We start from the raw sequence: 20,501 nt of genomic DNA on the forward strand, positions 1-20,501 counted from the left end.
GTTATATTATTTATTCTTTGTATGATAGTAATATTAAGTGTTACTAAGTATGGTGATTTATGAAAAATGATAAAACTAATCTATTCAATAAAAAATTAATTCACAAGTGGCAAATGGCATATATATGTATGTCAGTGTTCTATTTGATGTTATTAAGTAGTGCATTTTTTGTAATGTTGTATGCGCCTAATGATGTGAAATTTATAGCAAACTATCTTTTGTTAGGAGTTGCATGTATATCATTTATTGCACAGCTAATTAATATTACGTGTAACATATTAAATATAGTTAATATAAAACGTGAGCAAAAAAGAAATAGTAAAGTAGCGACGGAAGCTAGAAAAGAGTTAACTGTAGCAGTTGGTTTTATTGGTGAGTCTATTGCATTGTTGGGTATAGCAGTTGTTGTTATAATGTTGGGTGCTCAATGGCTATCTTTTGGTGCTGTAGCTCTGCCTCTTCGTATTTTAAATATTTTTGCGTCAACATTTTCTATAGTTTATGGATCTATACTTTTATGTAAAAGTATTAAGACTAACTCTGAGTCAAAAGACTCACCAAACTTTAATTTTAGGTTTCATGCTAAGTGGGTATTAGTCAATAGTATATTGTTTATATCATTAGGGTTTTACAATCTTATATATGAAACAATATTACATGAAGTTTTGGACTTTACTAATAATCATGGTCTAGCTATGCTTTTAAAAGCTACTGTGTTTTTAGGATATGTATGTGTATTATCTTCTATTTTCTTCTCACAGTTGTTTGATATGCATGCTACAATGGATAAAGATGCAGTGATTAGATGTAAAATAGGTTATTCAAGTGAAGAAGCGGAAGGATTGCTCAAGATACAAGATTGTCAAGGATTGAAGTTCAAGAGTTAAAGTTAGAGCAGCAGTATGATATTTAATCTATAATGACAATCGATATGTAATGTTTATATGCAATTAATAAATTCTGTTAATTTGTATTAATACCTTATTATTGTAAAACTATAAGATTAGAGATATCCTGTACAGATTGCATTAATGTTGTAGTTTAGTATTACTTACATCATGTCAATTCAAGATGTACAGTGAATCTTGCAATAATATAGTTAATCTTGTATCAGTAATTTATTAATATGTGTAATATTGCTTAATGTTAGATAGTGTTATTTAGAGTGATGAAAAATTAAGATCTATTGCATCTTAAATAAGTGGCACTTTATTAAATATGCAATAAAAGTTATTGTGGTGATAAATAGTATAACTATAGGGTTTTTCAGCGCATGTTTAAAATAAGTGCATGTTACTGTGTATTAATAATGGCATTAAGCAATATAAAATAATTTTTTTGATAGTTATAATGCTAATTAGTATCAATGTTGTTACCTTAAATAGTTAGTTTTATATGTAATGTTTTGAGATAGATAATAAGAGTCTTTTATTTAATGCATTTTTGCAAAAATGTATGCCATCATAATCTTAATTAATTTAATGTTATGAATATTGGTTGGTTTATGTAAGTGTGTTAATAGTAGTAGATTTGAATTAATAATAAATAGTAATATACTATTGATACAAATATTTTGTTATTGTGAAAGAAGTATAATAGAACTGAAAGTTTTATTGATTTTTTTGTATTAAGCTAATAGACTTTTATATCTAATTTGGTTTAAGCAGTTTTCTGTAAAATTCTCATTTTGTTGAGTTATATCATTAATTAAATTTAGTAAATCTTGGTATATTGCACTATAAAGTGGTACTATTTTTCTAATGATGAATTAATTTTGACTAGATTAATACAATCAATGTAGAATTTTCTGCTCTTACTATTGCTATCATAATATTCATTATGTTTTAATAATATAAGTAACAGAATGTATATAATATAATAAGATGTAAAATACTATAAAAACAGCATTAAGCGAATAACATTCACCATGAATTTACTATCAAACTGTGGTAGAATACAGAATGATATTGCATAAATGTTGTTATTTAAGGAAATGTAAAATTAGCAATTCCTTAGCCTTAAAGAATTTATCTTAATGAACCCTTCTGCATCTGTATGATTATAATCTTCTGACAAGTCAAAACTTGCAAGATTATGTGAATATAAACTATTTTCAGATTTTCTTCCTACAACTATAACAGATCCTTTATATAATTTTAAACGTACAACCCCGTTCACTTTCTCTTGTGACCTGTCAATTAGTGCTTGTAACATTTTCCTTTCAGTGGTCCACCAGTAACCATTGTATATTAATTTAGCATATTTTGGCATTATCTCGTCTTTGAGGTGTGCTGCTTCTCTATCTAATGTTATACTTTCTATAGCACGATGTGCATGTAAAAGTATTGTGCCTCCTGGAGTTTCATATATTCCTCGTGATTTTATACCTACATATCTATTCTCTACTATATCGATGATACCTATGCCATGCTTGCCGCCTATTGTATTCAGTTGCTTTAATAGATTTGCAGGTGAAAGTGGTATATTGTTTATTGCACATGGATCACCTTTTTCAAAGGAAATTTCTATGTATTCTGGGGTATCGCTAGCCAATTCTGGAGTTACTGATTTTGAAAGTATTGTGTAATCAGGTTCAACATATGGATCTTCTAAAGATTTTCCTTCATATGAAGTATGTAATAAATTTGCATCTATGGAATATGGTGGCTCACTAGATTTATCTAAAGGTACATTAATGCCATGTTTTTTTGCATATTCTATTAAACTATTTCTTGAAGTTAATTTCCACTGACGCCAAGGTGCTATTACTTTTATATTTGGGTTACAACAATAGTATCCAAACTCAAATCTGATTTGATCATTTCCTTTTCCAGTTGCTCCGTGTGCTACTGTATCTGCCCCTGTAAGTTTTGCTATTTCAATTTGTCGTTTAGCTATTAATGGTCTTGCTATGGATGTTCCAAGCAAGTAGTATCCTTCATATACTGTATTTGCTCTGAACATAGGGAAGACAAAATCTTTTACGAATTCTTCTTTTAAATCTTCTATGAAAATTTCTTTCACGTTTAATGCAGTTGCCTTTTGTCTAATGACTGACATATCATCATCTTGGCCTAAATCTGCAGTAAATACTACTACTTCGCAATTGTAGTTTTCTTGAAGCCATTTTAATATTACTGAGGTATCTAACCCTCCTGAGTAAGCTAATACTATTTTTTTCATAGGCGATGGGTATATTAAAAAGCTTAGATTGTATTCTATTTTTGTTAAAATGACAACTTAATTTCTAGGATAGATATGAAAATACTTTATTAAATGACAATGTACATAATGGTTTATATTATACAAATTATTGATGAAAATATAGTGCATTCATGAGAATCTTTTTATATTTGCAGATTATACTTTTGTTGTTTATTAATTCAAATATGGTATTTGCGGAAGATGCAGTTAATACTTCTGTTCGTAATTTTTATATTGGTGGATCCTATGGATACGATAAAAAAACACTTGAGCTTAAGGTTGCAGATAAATATTTAGATTTTGATTTTCATGTAGATGATATAATTGGTTATAACATAGGATTAAAATTAGGTTATATCTGTCCTAGTGCATCCTTGAATAATTTTAGGACTGATCTGGAATTTGTATATATAGCTAAAAGAGAAATAATTGCTGAAAATGTGGAGGAATCATTAAAAAAGGAGATTTTATATTGGAATGACAATAAGTATAAAGTTTTCTTTAACTTGTATTATGACATGGGTAACTTTTTTAGTATAAAGGATCTTGCATTTTATTTTGGATCGGGTGTTGATATATATGGCCTTATTATTGATAAATTATCAAAAAAGAGTGAATCTTCGGATATTAAAAGCAATTTTATGTTACAAAATGTAATTGGATTAAAATATAGATTATATAATGTTGCAATATATGGTGGATATAAGTATTTTATTGGTTATACGAAATCTAAAAAGGACAATGTCATTTTTAAGAATTGTAAGATTTTAGGATCTTATGGTCTGATATTTGGATTAGAGTTTATTTTCTAATATTGATGTTTTAGTATTGTAGATAACATGTGAAGTTTTCCTTATTTTTATTCTTTTTATAAAATTATTTTTTTATCAATTATTCTTATTAATTGTACTATTGAAGTACGTTCTTTATCTTATTGATTATCTATATGTTATTATATAAGTAATATATAAAAAGTGATGAGTAATGCAAGTGTTTGAAAAATAGTAAGATTTCTATAGGTTGGTTGTTTTATTGATATTTATCACAATAATTTCTGTGTTGACTTTATTATAAATGAATAATATATATCAAGTATATAGTTAATATATTTACTACTTTATGAAAAATCTTAAATATATCATTGTGTATTTTGTAGTTGCTATAGTTGCTTTTGATGCTGAAGCTATTCCTTTTTATATAAAGGGGGGGTGTAATTTTGGTGTAAATTATTCTGATAGTTTGAAGTCAAAATATGTGAATTATGAACGACTTAACATAGATATTAATACTGCAATTGGATATAAATTGAAAAATAATTTTTTCTATGAATTTGAAGTAAGGTATGCACGTATCAAGCCTGCAATACAAGAATTAGTAGATTTTGAAAAAATGGATTTGGTTGATATATTACAAAGAATCATTGGTAAGAAAACATATGTATCGAAAATAGAAAATATATTTGAGATCAATAATGTTACTGCACTTATTAATTTTGGATATGATTACATTATTAATGATAAACTGACAGCATACTTAAGTTACGGAGTTGGTATTGGTGGTTTATTCAATTATCAAGGGTTTAGGAGTAATACTGCAACTCATTATGGTATTAGCATGCAAAATGAAATTGGATTATGTTATACTTATAATAAAAAAATGAGTTTATGTATAGGGTATAACTATCTGAAAAACTATTGGAAATATGATACAGACAAGATTTATGATGAAGATGGAAATTCTGTAATATATCATTTTCGAGATTTTCAATTGAAGTCCCATACTGTATTTGCTAATTTTAAAGTGGTATTATAACTTAAATTTATATTCATGATTTTTGCATACATATGTATTATATTGTGATCTGTAGAGTTGGATAATAATATAACTTAAAATTATGTTGTGTTAAATATTTAGTAAATTTATAGTAATGCTTTTTTGGTTTTAATATGAATAGAATAGCTATCTTGAGGTTTGTTTTTTTTAATAACTTTCTTGCATTATATCACTATACTTTATATAACTTGAAGAGTATTATTTAAATTTTAAATTGGTTGGTAATATAAATGGGTAGAAAATTTTCAGATCATCCTAGATTTTTAGTTTCTCCTTTTGCTCCTACTGATTTTCCAATTATGCCTGATGTTAATGGTGTAGAGTTGTACTCTTTTGCTTCTGGTATTAAAAAAATAGTTGATTTTTCAGGTAAGCTTGATCTTTTAATAGTTAAAATGCCATGTAACACTAGTGTTGCTGGGGTTTTTACAACTTCTTATACTTGTAGTAGCAATGTTGAACATTGTAGAAAAATACTTCCTCATGGTAAAGCGAGGGTTTTAGTTGTTAATTCTGGTAATTCTAATGTTTCAGTAGGTGTTGGTGGATATAAAGCTGTTGAAGAGGTTACAAGGTTATGTTCAGAAAGATTTGGCTGTTCTACTGAAGAGGTATATTTCTGTTCTACGGGTGTTATAGGTGTTCCTTTACCTGTTGATAAAATCACTTCTGTTATACTAAATCCTGATTGGAGTAGTGCTAAAAATTCTTGGGATGCTGCTGCTGATAGTATTACTACAACTGATACCTTTATTAAAATGGTGACAAAAGAAGTCTCAATTTGTGGTGAGAAAGTTACTATTAATGGTATATGTAAAGGTTCAGGTATGGTTGCACCAAATATGGCAACAATGTTAGCATATATTTTTACTGATGCTAATATCAAGTCAGATGTGCTGCAAAAATTACTAAGGGAATATGTGGATATATCTTTTAATAGTATTACTGTTGATGGTGATACGTCTACTAGTGATTCAGTGTTGATGTTTGCTACTAATCTTGCCCAGCATAAGCAGGTTTGTTCTGCTGATGATCAAGATATTGATGATTTTAAGATTGCTTTGAAAGATATGCTTTTAGAGCTTGCGCATTTTATTGTAAAAGATGGAGAAGGGTTAACAAAGTTTATTACAATTAATATTAGAAATGCTGTTTCATTAAGTTCCGCTAGGAAAATAGGGTTTTCAGTAGCAAATTCTTTACTTGTTAAAACTGCTATAGCAGGTGGGGATGCTAACTGGGGTAGGATTATGATGGCTATAGGTAAAGCTGGTGAGCCATTTAATAAGAATGAAGTTTCATTAAAAATAGGAGATAGTGTTGTGCTAATAAATGGTGAAATTAGTCCTACTTATGATAGAAATTTTGTTAATGAATATATAAAAAATAATCAAAATATTTATATTGAAGTTGATATTAATGTAGGTAATTTTGATGCAACTGTATGGACTTGTGATTTAACTCATAGATTTGTTGATATTAATGGCAAATATTTGACTTAATAGTAGTATTTTTTTATTACAATGACTTTGAAAATAGCTACATGGAATGTTAATTCTATTAGAAAAAGATTAGATCATTTACGTCATTGGTTAGTTAAGTATGATATTGATATAGCATTATTACAAGAAATAAAATGTACGAATGATCAATTTCCTTTTCTTGATTTAGAATCTTTAGGATATAAATGTTATGTGAATGGTCAAAAAGCTAGAAATGGTGTAGCTATAATAACAAAATACCCTATAGTAGAGGAATTGGTTACTGATATTTTTTCATCTGATTATAAATCTAGTTTATGTTATAAGTTAAGTTCAGAAGGTTTTATTTATAATTATCAGGAATCTCGTTATTTAGAATGTGTAGTTTTATATAATGAGGTTAAAGTGCGTGTTGCGAGTATATATATTCCTAATGGTCAAAGTGTTGATTCTGATGCTTTTCAATATAAGCTTGGATTTTTTGATCAATTGATAGATCGTGCACTTTTTTTATTGAATAAAGAGGAGATTTTAATATTAGGTGGTGATTATAATGTAGCACCTTACCCTATAGATGTGTATTCTACTGAAATTATGGATGGTAGGTTATGTTTTCATCAATATGAAAGAGAAAAATTTCGTGTTATTTTAAATCTTGGGTTTACAGATGCTTTTCGTGTATTAAATGAGCATGATCAGAAATTTTCTTGGTGGAATTATAAAGCTGGTGCATGGCAAGAAAATAGAGGTTTAAGAATAGATAACTTACTATTATCACCACAAGCTGTAGATAAGCTATTATCTTGTGTGATTCATGATGAACTCAGAGGACTAGATACGCCTTCTGATCATGCTCCAGTTATATGTACACTTGAGTGCTAATAATTATATTTAAGTATTTGATACTCGCATTTTTTTTGTATATTTAGTAATCATTTAGCAGTTGATTGGATTATAAAGTATGTTTATGTAAATATTTTGTATTATCGATAATTTATATGATTAACGTAAGCTCTATATAAGCTATTATCTTGTGTTATTCAAAAATGATAATGTTATCTTCAGGATGCAGTTGTACACTTAAGTGCTAATTCCATTAAGTGTTCGGTTTGTATGTTTTCTTGTATTTAGTGATCATTTATAAACTTAGTTAATATGGTTATAAGGTATGCTTATACAAGTATTGTTTAATTATAAATAATTTACTGTTATTATTGCAAACTGTAAAGATGAATTATTATCTTGTGTGTTCATTATGAAATATGTCTTCTATTTCTACTTAAGCTATGTATAACATTAAATTGTAAGTATAATTAGTATATCAATTGATGTACTTCTCAACCTAGTCATTTATGTATGATAGTAAGTTTATTGTGTAGACTTTGTAAAGTGTATTTACATACTGTAATTTGGACATTCTAAGCTTTTAATGTGTGTTGTTTCTTCTTCTTTTTTGTTAAGTTGTGTAGATTTTGTTTCTGTTATTAATGATGTCAAATTATCTTTTTCTTGTGCACTTTTCAAAAAGAGTAGAGAGATTATAATTGATACATATACTGAGAATAATACAATTTTAAAGATATCACTGCCATCATGTTTGATAAGGTAACTCGTAGATATAAAGCTTATATTTGCTATTGATATCATTAATGCTCCAACCCAATTTGCCATTGACCAGACTGTATATTTTGTATGTTTATTTGAATCTTTTAATTTTTTATATTGTTTAATATCTGTGTTTAGAAAAATGGAAGCATATTCTATAATAAACACTGAAGATAACATGCTAAATATAGAAGAAGCTATGAGCATGTAGTTATTAAATGGGAAAATTAATATTCCGATAGTTGATATAATATTAATTCCTAGTAAGCTTACTCCTTCTCCAATTATACCTATAAAAGATACTAACCTTTGTTTTGGTAATTTTTCTTTTTCTTGGAAGTGTTTTATTATTCTGTTTAAGTTATATGCTATATTGATACCATAAAGTAGTATTGAAGATATTGAGAGTATTGCAGTATATGGCAGTATAAGATTTTTGGTATGTTGAGAAATGCTTGAGATTAATTTGATTGTGAAAAATATATTCCATAATAATAAAATAATTGCTATTGATATTAGGTGAAATTTTTCATAACTGAAAGACTTGCTTTTAGTAATATTTTTCATAAAAACTTTCTTATATATAAGATTTTATATCAGCGTGGTAGTATACAATATATTTTTTGTTGTGGCAATGTTTTTTTATATTTATATAAATTATTTAATATCATAAAATAATTCCTAAATTATATATTAATCAATATAATGAAATAAGTATTTATCTTTAAAGTTTTTAGACGTAAATGCTGAATAATTGTATTGCAATTATTCAAATCTTGTGTTATACAGTTTAACTCTAACTAAGGGGCTGGGTAGCTCAGTTGGTAGAGCGGGAGAATCATAATCTCTTGGTCGTGGGTTCGAGTCCCTCCTTAGCCACCAGATTGTTCTAAACTTTGATATTGAGAGTGTGTTCTAGCATCTGAAAGTACTGGGCTAATAGATGATTCTATTCCAACTATGATTGTTAATATAATGATACTGAGTGCAATACATGATATTCTAATTATTGGTCCGAGAGGGAAGTTAGTGGGCCCACTGTTACTGTAGTTTTCTGTATTAAATAGTGAGAAAGATTGGGTTTGTTCTAATACGTTAATAATTTTACCAATAAAGGCTATAGAGCTTATGACTAGTGATGTTATAGATAGGTAAAATAGATATTTTATCTTTTTTTGTTGTGTTGGATGTTGATTTTCTTTCATCCTATTATAATAAAAGTATATTAGCAATGGTGATGCTATTAATAACTTTATTAATATGGAAACAAAATCTACAGCTCCTTTAGTGTGAATTGTTGATTTTTTATCTGATACTATTTCTAAATCACCTGTTGCTACATGAACTACTGCAATGATCTGTATTATTATTGCAAGTACAGTGCTAATGACTTCAGCTATATGTGCTGCTTTTTTATATTTCAATAATGGACTTTGTTTATTATTGTAATATGTACATGTTAATTCGTAAGATGATAATAAAAACAGAAAGGTACGTGCTGATAACACCATTAGTACATTTATTAGTAATAAATCTTTAGCACTAAGCTTTGAAGGAAACCTTATTAATTGTATAAAGATTGCAAATAAGAATACTCCAAAGTATATTACATTAGAACAAAGTGCAATGTAGAATTTAGTTTTATGTGTTGATTTTTTAAAAAGAAACATTTTTTTTACTATATTAATACATTAGCATTCCGCCATTTACATGTAAAGTCTGACCTGTAATGTATCTGCTTTCATCACTAGCTAAGAATAAAACTGCTGCAGCTACTTCTTCTGGTGTGCCCATTCTCTGCATAGGAATATGTGTTAGAATATTATTACGTTGTTCTTCTGATAATACGTCTGTCATTGGTGTTTCAATAAAACCTGGTGCTATGCAATTTACAGTTATATTTCTGCTTGCAAATTCTCTTGCTATTGATTTGCTCATAGCTATCATACCAGCTTTAGATGCTGAATAATTTGCTTGTCCTAGATTGCCAGTGAATGCCACAACTGAGGATATGTTAATGACTCTTCCTTGATTATTTTTTAACATTGCACGGCATGCATTACGGTTTAACTTAAAAGTTGTTGTTAAATTTGTATTGATAACTTTATTCCAATCTTCATCAGTAGTACGTAATGTTAATTTATCTAGAGTAATACCAGCATTACATACTATTCCATCAATTCCAGACATAGCTTTACAGGCGTTATTAATTAAACTATTAACATGTTCATTATTGGTTAAATCACAAGGTAGAACATATGTATTTGGATATTGTTCAGCAATTTTTTCTAACACAGACTCTCTGGTTCCTGAAATACAAAGTGTGGCTCCTGCATTTGATAAAGCTTTTGTTATAGCTTGACCAAGACCACCAGATGCACCAGTAATTAAAAATCTCTTTTGTGATAGGTTAAACATGTTGATACTTAGTTATATTTCTTTCAGTATAGTATGTTACTTTACTTAAAATGAAAAGAAAAAATTGTGCACATAAGATCATGATAATATGTTTTGATTGAATCTGGTCAACAGACAATTATTATACTGTAAAATATATAGATATCTATATTTTTTTATTTGTAACTTAAGTACTGATCACAGTTTATATAGGTAAATATTACATAAATTAAGATATGTATTATGCTGACAAAATACTAAATCAGAATGATTATATTCAGTTCTTTTAAAAGTTAGAAATACTTTAAATATAGTGTAATAACTTAAGAAGTGATTGTTAAATTAAAATATGTTTATTTATTATAATTTTGTTATTATAAGTAGATTAAGTAATGTTTGTTTTTTATGGTAATGGGTTTAAAGTATGATATATATTTTTTGTTATGTGTGTTACTGATTTTATATTCTTTGCAAAACAGTATAGTTTTAAAGTACACATGGCATTAAAATATAAAATTTTATAGAATGTTGTTAATATTTATGATAAACAAAATGTTTGATCTTTTATGTATGTTTAACTGTTTATCAGTTGATAGTTTTGTTAGAGTGTTCTGATTGTTAGCTAATATATTGCTGTTGCAAGTGTAAGTATTAATGGGAGATATAGGAATGATAAGTGCATTACAAGCGCCAAATGAAATACGTAAACGTATGCAAATGTTGTATCGTACAGAAGAAAATAGTTATGCAAGGTATTTGACAGAAAAAACAGAGGTATCACAAGATTCTAAAATTAGGATTTATAGTGTTGCAAAACAAATAATAGAGAAAATAAGGGTAGATAGAAATTTAGGCATAATAGATGCGTTTATGCAAGAGTACGGCTTATCAAATGAAGAGGGTATAGCTCTTATGTGTTTGGCAGAATCTTTATTAAGAATTCCTGATGATTGCACTATAAATGATTTAATAAAGGATAAGATAGGGAATAGCATGTGGAGTAATCACATAGGGAGTTCCTCATCTATGTTTGTTAATGCAGCAACGTGGGGTTTGTTTATAGGTGGTATAGTATTAAAAGAAAGCAATGATAGTGCAAAGTGGTTTGGTACCATAAATAATTTATTGAAAACAATGGGCGAGCCTATAATTAGAAAGGCAATACAGCAAGCAATGTGTACATTAGGTAAACATTTTATAAAAGGAAGGGATATAACTGAAGCACTTAATAATAGAAAAGAAGGTGAGTTGTATTCATTTGATATATTAGGAGAAGCTGCAAAAACGAGAAAAGATGCGGAAAGATACTTTAGTGAGTATATGCAAGCAGTTGATAGTATAGGAAAATCTAAGGGTAGTGATGATACAGGGAGGTTAGTAGATTACGATGAAATATCTGTGAAGATATCTGCATTGCATAGTAGGTATGAATTTTCTCAAATAGATGATGTATTAGATGAAATAGTAGATAAATTACTTCAAATCTGCAGATTAGCAAAGGAATATAACATACGTGTATGTATTGATGCAGAGGAAGCAAGCAGACTGGAGATATCTTTGATGATACTTGAAAAATTACGTTTTGAAAGTAGTTTAAATGGATGGGAAGGTTTAGGATTGGCTGTACAGGCATATCAAAAAAGAGCATTTTCAGTATTAGATTTTGTAGAAGATATATCAGTAAGATCTTGTCATAAAATGATGGTGAGGCTTGTAAAAGGTGCATACTGGGATTATGAAATAAAGAATTCTCAAGAGTTAGGGTTAAGCAGTTATCCTGTATTTACAAGAAAGGTATATACTGATGTTTCATATTTAGCATGTGCTAATAAAATTTTAAGTAAACCAAATACTTTTTACCCATGTTTTGCTACACATAATGCTTACACGTTAGCTGCAATATTAGAGATGGCAAACAAAGATCATCCAGGATTTGAATTCCAAAGATTACATGGTATGGGGGCTAGTTTGTATGAATATGTAACACAGGAGTTAGCAGCAAATATTAAATGTAGAGTTTATGCCCCTGTTGGAGGTTATCAGGATTTACTACCTTACCTGATTAGAAGATTGTTAGAAAATGGTGCAAATAGCTCATTTATTAATCAGTTAAATGATAGTAATATATCACTTGAGCAATTAATACAGGATCCATTAGAAAAGGCAAAAGAATTGGAATATTTACCTCATCCTAATATACCGTTACCAAAAGATATATTTGGTCCTGAAAGGCTTAATTCTTCTGGTATTGACATCACTGATTCCGTTACTTTAGCTAACTTTAATGATGAGATGAAAAATTATCAAAATTGTAAATTTAAAGCATCTTCAATTGTGAATGGAGAAGAATTTGATGGTGATTTTATAGAAATATTATCTCCAAGTAATTCTGAAGATCTTGTTGGAGAGGTATTATTTGCAAGTTCTACTCAAGCGTTATCAGCTTTAGACATAGCATATAGTGCATTTAAAGACTGGTCTAATGTTCCAGTATCTACTCGTGCTTCTATATTAGAAAAGGCAGCTAATTTGATAGAAGAAAATAAAGCAAAGTTAATTATGTTACTCATTAGAGAAGGTGGTAAGGTTATTTCTGATGCTATTGCTGAGATAAGGGAAGCAGTTGACTTTTTGCGTTATTATGCAGTTCTTGGAAGACAAGAATTAGAGGGATCGAATAGATTACCTGGTCCTGTAGGAGAAGATAATTATCTTTATTTTAGAAGTAGGGGAGTATTTGTATGTATATCTCCTTGGAATTTTCCATTAGCGATATTTATTGGTCCTATTGCTGCTGCATTGGTTACAGGAAATACTGTAATTGCAAAACCTGCTGAGCAAACTTCTATAATTGCATATGAAGCAGTGAAGTTATTGTATGATGCTGGTATACCAAAGGGAGTACTGCATTTATTATTAGGTGATGGTAAAGAGTTAGGAGAAGTATTGTTAAAGAATGAAAAAATAGGTGGTGTGGCATTTACTGGTTCAACAGAGACTGCTAGAATAATTAACCAATCTATTGCAGAAAAAGAAGGTGGTATTATTCCGTTTATAGCTGAAACAGGTGGTTTAAATACTATGATAACTGATACTTCTGCATTAGTAGAACAAGTTACAAATGATGTTATCACATCAGCATTTAAAAGTGCTGGGCAAAGATGTTCAGCATTGAGAGTGTTGTTTGTACAAGAAGAAGTAGCAGATAAACAGATTGAAATGATTTGTGGTGCCATGGAAGATTTAGTTATAGGAGATCCTATGTTATTGAAAACAGATATAGGACCTGTAATAGATAAAGCATCACAAGAAATGTTAATAGCTCACGCGGATAGGATGTCACAAGAAGGTAAATTGTTGTGTCAAGTGAAATTGGGAGAAGAGTGTCAAAAGGGTTATTTCTTTGCTCCATGTGCATATGAGATACAAAACATATCTCAGTTGCAGAGGGAAGTATTTGGTCCAATATTACATATAATCCGTTATAAAAAAGGGGATTTACATAAAATTTTAAGTGAAATTAACGATACAGGTTATGGTTTAACATTTGCTGTACAGAGTAGAGTACAAAGCAATATTGATAATATTATTGATAATATAAATGTTGGAAATGTTTACGTTAATAGAAATCAGGTTGGTGCAGTAGTGGGTGTACAACCATTTGGTGGACAAGGATTATCTGGTACTGGTCCTAAAGCAGGTGGTCCATATTACTTACATAGATTCCTTACAGAAAAGGTAGTGAGCATTAACACTACAGCTTTAGGTGGTAATACTTCTTTGATGTGTTTAACTGATCAGTAAAAATTGTTAAATGGGATGTAAGTTTCTATTTCTCTATAGGTTTTGATGTAATATATGTTCAGTGAGTACTTATGTTACTTTTTAATAGATTGCATTTATGATAGTATTAAATACTATGAGTTTTAAGTAGGAAGGTTTAGTTAATTTGTTGAGTATTATATAAATCTTAAAGCTAATAAATATTGATTTTATGTAGTATATAGTGCAAGTTATTGTATTATGTAGCTTTTTTTCTATAACTTTTTGTGTTAAGGTAAGTGTTCATATGTGTTCAAAATAATAAGAATTAGTATTAAGCTTTTGAATCAAAGCATTGTTGCTTATAATATGTAAGTGATATTGATATGGTATTATGTTGTGTTTCTATATTTATTTTTTTATTATAAATATGGCTTGGGGTGTCATATCCAATAATTTTATTATTTTTAGATTTTTTTTCTTAAGTATAAAATTGGTTTTATATTAAGATACATATTTTTACTTGTGTTGATTATATGTGTGTTGTCGTATTTTTATCATCTTCTTTAACAAATGCTATTAAATAATATGTATATTAATACTTGTGCATGGTTTAATAAGGGATATCAAAATATTTGGATGCCTTATACGCAAATGAAGAATTCACCTTTACCATTGAGTGTTAAGTCTGCTAGTGGGTGTTATATAATACTAGAAGATGGTAAAAGGTTACTTGATGGTATCTCTAGTTGGTGGAGTGTTTGCCACGGGTACTCTCATCCACATATTGTTCAGAAAGTTCAAGATCAAGTTGCTAAATTATCTCATGTAATGTTTTCTGGATTAGCGCATGAGCAGAGCTATGTTTTAGCATCTAGACTTGTGAAAATTTCTCCAGAACAAAAAAAGGTTTTCTTTTCTGATTCTGGGTCAACTGCTGTTGAAGTTGCTATGAAGATGGCAGTGCAATATCATCAAAATTTAGGCAATAAGAATAAATATAATTTTGTGTCTTTTGTTAATGGGTATCATGGTGATACAATGGGGTGTATGTCAATATCTGATCCTACTAAAATTCATGGTACTAAGTTCAAGAAATACCACCCTTCACAATTTATTTTGCCTTTGCCAAGTACTGAAGAGGAGATAAAGAATTTTGCAAACACAATATATTCTATAAGAGATCAAGTTGCTGCTGTGATTTTGGAACCGATCTTGCAAGCAGCAGGTGGTATGTTGATTCATTCTGCAAATATATTAAAAAAAATTTACGATATTGCAAAAGCTAACAATATATTGTTTATAGCGGATGAAGTAGCTACAGGTTTTGGTAGAACTGGTACTATGTTTGGATGTAATCAAGCTAATATTGTTCCAGATATTATAGTTATTGGGAAAGCATTAACAGGTGGATTTTGTACATTAGCAGCAACTTTAACTACACAGGAAGTATATGATGCATTTTTGTCAGATAATATAGATGATGCTTTTATGCATGGTCCAACTTTTATGGCAAATGCATTGGCTTGTGCTGCAGCAAATGCATCACTTGATATTTTTGAGAGCCAAGATTTAATAAGAAATATTGGTTTAATTGAAAATCAGTTAAAGTCAGAGTTAGGAGTATTTAAACAGTTAGATTGTGTGACTGATATTAGAGTAAAAGGTGCAACTGGAGTAATAGAGTTAAAGGATGGATTAATTGATAAACATGATATTATAAATAAAGGAGTTGAATTAAATATATGGATACGTCCTCTTAATAATGTAATATATGTTATGCCACCTTTTATAATTAATTCTAATGAACTTACCCAGTTAATAACATCAATATATAAGATACTTAAAAGTAATATATAAAGTAGTATTTTAAATACTAATATTATGTTATCTTGTATTATATTAGAACATGCTTGGCAGTTATGTGTAATGTAATTCTTCTTGTTATTGTACAATGTGTAGGAGTTGCGTTACTTTTCTTGTATTTTCAAGTATTTGTGAAATTATGATTAATAAATATTGTTGTTATCAATATAATGTAGTTTTGTATCATTTTGAGTAATATTACGTGCTAATTTATCGTGTGATAATAGTAATAATAACTTTTATTGTATTCAAATGTTTTGGATCTTGTAGGAGAATATTGTTATGAGTTAGTTTTTATATTTATTTAGTTATTTTATAGAATGGTTATTTAAAGTTGTTAAGTTATTACATAGATAAAAATAATAATAACTTATATTCAAGTTAGAATATTTATATATTGATAGTATATTGTTTGTACATCATTTTTGTATTGATTTAACTATTTAGAATAATATTCAAATTTGCTGAACTTCTGATGTAGTCAAATGTTGAAAATGTTTGTATTGTAAGTCTGGTATTGTCCATAAATTATTGTTTAGATATTAAGAAGATGATGTGCAAAATTGTGAAGTTATTACTTTGTAAAGATAGTCATTGTTTCTATTGCATTTAATGTATTTATATTTTGTAGAGCAGATAAAGTTAATGAATTAACTTTATATTGATTTAACTATTTTGTGTGATAGCATTCAAGTTGCTAAGTTGTTATATAGTAAAGCAGGATGAGATTATGTTTAAAATATTTTTATTATAAGACCTATGTTGCTTATGAGTGATTATTTCGATCGTTTAGAAGAGAGTATTTAAAATTTTAAGGTTATTTTAGTAAAAATATCATTGCTTCTATTCCTTTCAAGGTATTTATATCTTATAGCATGTATATTGTTCATTGATTAGTCTTATTAATTAAGTTATTTGAAGATAGTGTTCAAGATTATGCATGTGTTTTACTATATGAGTTACTATATTTCTCTTATGTTAAAAATATTTGTGATATTATTCTGAAACCAATGTAAGTATTGTGTTATACTGTCAATCTGATCATCATTTTGTGTGTTTGGAAATGATAGTAATTCTTGTTCGAAATTACTGAGCCATGGTGCATCATTTGGTAAAAATATTTTTCTTGATTCAAATATTGGTATAACATTATAAAATCTAGTTACTTTATCAGTTGTTGGAACAATACCTATTATTGGGATTGTGCAATTGTTGGTTAATTCTTGAACTATTTGTAATCCGCTTGCTTTTTTTTCTATAAGTATTGCATTTGGTTTCCAGTGGTTTGCTAAATTGATTATTTCTTGTTTTAATGATTTATACTCTAGTTTTGCTTTGTATACTTCTAATAAGAAAAAACAATTGTTTTTATAAGACCATGTTGTGCATACACTATAATTGCTTGTCTTATTTGAAGAAGATGCTGTATCCCAACTTTGAGTTATATTAGTATCTTCATAGTTATATGAGCTATATCTTTGAAGCCATACATATTTTATCATTCCATTTGATAAATGAATAGGATTTTGTTGATATTGAGCTGCAAATGCGTATGATCCAAGTTCTGATTTTAATTCTTCAATGTATTTTTTCCCATATTTTTTGTATAAAGGATCTCCTTCTTTTCTTGTATGTAAAATGTTTCTTGTTTTTTTCCCATGTTTAAATTTCCATGGTGAAGTAATAGAATAGAAAGTATTATTTTGTTCTGCTATCAATGGTAACGATAATAAGTGCCATTTATTACAGAGTTTTTTTGATAATAAGTATCCAGTAAGATCATCATGATGTAATCTGTGCATCACTATTATAACAATGCTGTTTTTTCTGTCATTTAATCTAGTCATAAATGATTGTTCAAACCAATGACATACACGTTGTCTATAAGTTTTGCTTAATGCTTGCATAGGGTTCATTGGATCATCTATGATTAGAATGTCTCCACCTTCTCCTGTAATACTTCCTCCTACTGATGTTGCAAATCTGTAACCTCGTTGTATTGTTTGAAATTTTTGTTTAGTATTTTGATCTTTTGATAATATCACATGTGGAAATAATTTTTTGTACCATTCAGATTGTAATATATATCTGTTATCTAAAGATAATTTTTCACTAAGTACTTGAGAATAACTTGCAACTATAATTCTAGCTTGAGGATTTAAGCCAAGTATCCAAGATGGCCATGCTATACTAACGCATATAGATTTGATAAATCTCGGAGGCATATTAATTATTAATCTATTAATTTTTCCATTAAGTGTGGCTTCTAATCTGTCTGCTATGATTTTAATGTGCCAGTTATTGATTATTTTGTTATTTGGTGATACTGTTTTAAAGCATAATTTTAGAAAGTCTAAGAAGTTATAAGACATTTTTTGGCAATAATATAGTTATTTTGATATATATTTTCATTATTATAGATATAGATGTTGTGTATTAATTAATGCTACTTGTAGTTTATTATTTTAATTTATATTGTTTTATGTGTAATCAAGATGCTATTGAATAATACTTGTCAGTATGTTGACTTATTGATATGTGTTTGAGTGGTTTATCAATAGTTGTTTTGTTTGGTTTATTATTATTGTCTTTCGAATTTTTATGATTTTTTTTGTGTATTATGTATGGTAAATTTTTTATTATACAGTTTTTTATAATGAGATCAGCACTTAATACACATGAAGGCATTGGTACTATAAGGTTAAATAGAAAATTAAGTAATTTTAAAAATATAGTTTTTGATTTACTTTTATTTCTAGTTTTTTTTTTAACTTTATGACTTCTACCAAATTTTCTTGCTCCTCTTATGTTTGAATCAACAGTTTGTCCAGGTCGTTGTATTGGATCCATTTCATGAGCTATAGTTGACATTAATAAAGTTTTTATTTCTTTTTTTATTTCCTTTTTTATATAGATTGATAAATTATTTTTTTTATGTTCTTTACATAATTTTTTTTTAATGCTTATTATATTAATCTTTTTATATATTTTTTTTGTTTTATATAAATATTTTTTTATTTTAATTAATTTTTTATATGTATATAATAATTCTTTGATATTATCTGATCTATCAATATGATGGTATATTGCTTTAACTTTTAATTTATGCGGAAGAAGCATGTTTTGTAGTGATACATTAGATGTATCATAAATATTAATATATTCACATAAACCTTTTATTAATTCAGATGCTATACTTTTATTTTTATACTATTTTTAAGTATTTTAATTATATTAGTAATTATATAATGTTAATTCGTTTTATCTACTTCTGCTTTGCTGATTATCTTCTTGGGATACTAAATTAGGTAAATGTGATTGTTGTTCTGGATCTATATGAAGCTCTTTTTGGAAACCAAATTGTTGATTTTCAGATTTCTCATTTGTAATTGCTACTTCTAATATAAGTTTTATTTGATTTAAAATCATTTTAAATAGTGCTGTTGTTACAACTGAGAGATCTTGTGCTGCTGATCTACCAAATTTTTTTGAATCTTTTGTATTTGATTGAGCAGTTTCTCCTGCTCGTTGTACAGGATCCATCTTATGTGCAATTACTGACATAAGAATATTAAGTTTTAACTTTATATGATTTTTTATCTCTTCTGTATCTTTATTATTGTCATCATTTTCTAATATTAATACATTATTTTCTTCCTCAATTTCAAGCTTTTGTTCTTCTTTTGATGCTTCGTGTTTAACTTCAGAGAAGGCATTTAGTAAAGATTCATCTTGTGCTATCCTTAGTAAGGTAATTATTTCTTTATCTATTTTACAAAGTTTATGATAGTTATTGCAACTATCTATCATCTTGTATATTTGTTGTTGTAACACTGTAATTATTTAATATATATTAATAATATTAAAATATAAATTAATTATATTAATAATTATTAAAAATCACTTTTTCAGAGCTTATAAAAACTGTATTGAAATTGTCAAAATTACTTGATTCGTAGTATCTTTCGTAAAGCTCAATAATGCATTTTGCTGATATTGTTTCTTTTTCATTGATAATTATTTTTAGTTCAATAATGTCGTTATTAAAAGAAAATTGTTGTAAAAGCTGATTTGCAGGTGAGCAATCTACAATACCTTGTATTTTAAAGATTATGTATTTGTTTCCTGAATTTTCTAAAGCACTTTTCCATCCTGATAAGTGAATATTTTTAATATACTCGTTTTTATTATGTAGACTAATTCGTAAGCTTTTTATATTATTTAAGGAAAAAAAAGAATTATTATAATCCTTAATTTGTAATTGTATTGACATGGGTTTTTTCTGCTAAGATAGTGAAATTTAATAAGGAATATATAATATCGTTATTCTGATGTATGTTATACGTGTATTCT

The 20,501-nt window shown here is 27.8% G+C and carries 15 protein-coding genes and 1 tRNA gene; 8 read left to right on the forward strand and 8 right to left on the reverse strand.

Annotated elements, in window-relative coordinates:
* The first annotated feature begins 59 nt into the window (after nt 1–59).
* A complete protein-coding gene (locus ECAJ_RS01920) occupies nt 60–887 on the forward strand; it encodes a hypothetical protein (RefSeq protein ID WP_011304487.1) in 828 nt (275 codons plus the stop codon).
* Nucleotides 888–2,001: 1,114 nt separating this feature from the next.
* Here ECAJ_RS01920 and ECAJ_RS01925 read toward each other — a convergent pair.
* Nucleotides 2,002–3,183, reverse strand: a complete 1,182-nt coding sequence (locus tag ECAJ_RS01925; protein ID WP_011304488.1) for an argininosuccinate synthase — start codon at nt 3,181–3,183, stop codon at nt 2,002–2,004.
* Nucleotides 3,184–3,389: 206 nt separating this feature from the next.
* On the opposite strand from ECAJ_RS01925, the gene ECAJ_RS01930 reads away from it, so the two are divergent.
* The 4 genes from ECAJ_RS01930 (at nt 3,390) to xth (ending at nt 7,400) form a co-directional block, all read left to right on the forward strand.
* The gene (locus ECAJ_RS01930) at nt 3,390–4,016 is read left to right on the forward strand and encodes a hypothetical protein (RefSeq protein ID WP_231243068.1); all 627 of its coding nucleotides are present in this window, start codon (nt 3,390–3,392) and stop codon (nt 4,014–4,016) included.
* 307 nt (nt 4,017–4,323) lie between these two features.
* A complete protein-coding gene (locus ECAJ_RS01935; protein ID WP_011304490.1) occupies nt 4,324–5,016 on the forward strand; it encodes a hypothetical protein in 693 nt (230 codons plus the stop codon).
* Between the two features lie 251 nt (nt 5,017–5,267).
* Nucleotides 5,268–6,539: a bifunctional glutamate N-acetyltransferase/amino-acid acetyltransferase ArgJ gene (gene argJ, locus ECAJ_RS01940; RefSeq protein WP_011304491.1), complete on the forward strand. Its 1,272-nt coding sequence runs from the start codon at nt 5,268–5,270 to the stop codon at nt 6,537–6,539.
* A 21-nt stretch (nt 6,540–6,560) separates the two neighbouring features.
* Entirely contained in the window at nt 6,561–7,400 is an 840-nt protein-coding gene (xth, locus tag ECAJ_RS01945; protein ID WP_011304492.1) for an exodeoxyribonuclease III, read from the forward strand.
* Between the two features lie 513 nt (nt 7,401–7,913).
* Here the strand turns inward: xth and ECAJ_RS01950 are convergent.
* Complete coding sequence (locus ECAJ_RS01950) at nt 7,914–8,690, reverse strand: hypothetical protein (protein WP_011304493.1); 777 nt, start codon at nt 8,688–8,690, stop codon at nt 7,914–7,916.
* A 239-nt stretch (nt 8,691–8,929) separates the two neighbouring features.
* On the opposite strand from ECAJ_RS01950, the gene ECAJ_RS01955 reads away from it, so the two are divergent.
* Nucleotides 8,930–9,005: transfer RNA gene (locus tag ECAJ_RS01955), tRNA-Met, on the forward strand.
* On the opposite strand, the gene ECAJ_RS04940 is transcribed toward ECAJ_RS01955, so the two are convergent.
* Both ECAJ_RS04940 and fabG read right to left on the reverse strand, forming a co-directional pair.
* Complete coding sequence (locus ECAJ_RS04940) at nt 8,996–9,793, reverse strand: hypothetical protein (RefSeq protein ID WP_011304494.1); 798 nt, start codon at nt 9,791–9,793, stop codon at nt 8,996–8,998. The two genes, ECAJ_RS01955 and ECAJ_RS04940, sit on opposite strands and share 10 nt — an antisense overlap.
* Nucleotides 9,794–9,806: 13 nt before the next feature.
* A complete protein-coding gene (fabG, locus tag ECAJ_RS01960) occupies nt 9,807–10,541 on the reverse strand; it encodes a 3-oxoacyl-[acyl-carrier-protein] reductase (protein WP_011304495.1) in 735 nt (244 codons plus the stop codon).
* A 648-nt stretch (nt 10,542–11,189) separates the two neighbouring features.
* Between fabG and putA the strand changes: the two genes are divergently transcribed.
* Together putA and ECAJ_RS01970 are read left to right on the forward strand one after the other, a co-directional pair.
* A complete protein-coding gene (putA, locus tag ECAJ_RS01965) occupies nt 11,190–14,324 on the forward strand; it encodes a bifunctional proline dehydrogenase/L-glutamate gamma-semialdehyde dehydrogenase PutA (protein WP_044262143.1) in 3,135 nt (1,044 codons plus the stop codon).
* Between the two features lie 546 nt (nt 14,325–14,870).
* Nucleotides 14,871–16,142, forward strand: a complete 1,272-nt coding sequence (locus ECAJ_RS01970; RefSeq protein WP_044261968.1) for an adenosylmethionine--8-amino-7-oxononanoate transaminase — start codon at nt 14,871–14,873, stop codon at nt 16,140–16,142.
* A 968-nt stretch (nt 16,143–17,110) separates the two neighbouring features.
* On the opposite strand, the gene terL is transcribed toward ECAJ_RS01970, so the two are convergent.
* The 4 genes from terL to ECAJ_RS01990 form a co-directional block, all read right to left on the reverse strand.
* Nucleotides 17,111–18,520, reverse strand: a complete 1,410-nt coding sequence (terL, locus tag ECAJ_RS01975; protein ID WP_011304498.1) for a phage terminase large subunit — start codon at nt 18,518–18,520, stop codon at nt 17,111–17,113.
* Between the two features lie 118 nt (nt 18,521–18,638).
* Nucleotides 18,639–19,268, reverse strand: a complete 630-nt coding sequence (locus ECAJ_RS01980) for a hypothetical protein (protein ID WP_011304499.1) — start codon at nt 19,266–19,268, stop codon at nt 18,639–18,641.
* 141 nt (nt 19,269–19,409) lie between these two features.
* A complete protein-coding gene (locus tag ECAJ_RS01985; protein WP_011304500.1) occupies nt 19,410–19,958 on the reverse strand; it encodes a hypothetical protein in 549 nt (182 codons plus the stop codon).
* A 73-nt stretch (nt 19,959–20,031) separates the two neighbouring features.
* Nucleotides 20,032–20,421: a phage tail tube protein gene (locus ECAJ_RS01990; protein WP_011304501.1), complete on the reverse strand. Its 390-nt coding sequence runs from the start codon at nt 20,419–20,421 to the stop codon at nt 20,032–20,034.
* Nucleotides 20,422–20,501: the final 80 nt, after the last annotated feature.

It is taken from the genome of Ehrlichia canis str. Jake, from assembly GCF_000012565.1.
Taxonomy (GTDB): domain Bacteria; phylum Pseudomonadota; class Alphaproteobacteria; order Rickettsiales; family Anaplasmataceae; genus Ehrlichia; species Ehrlichia canis.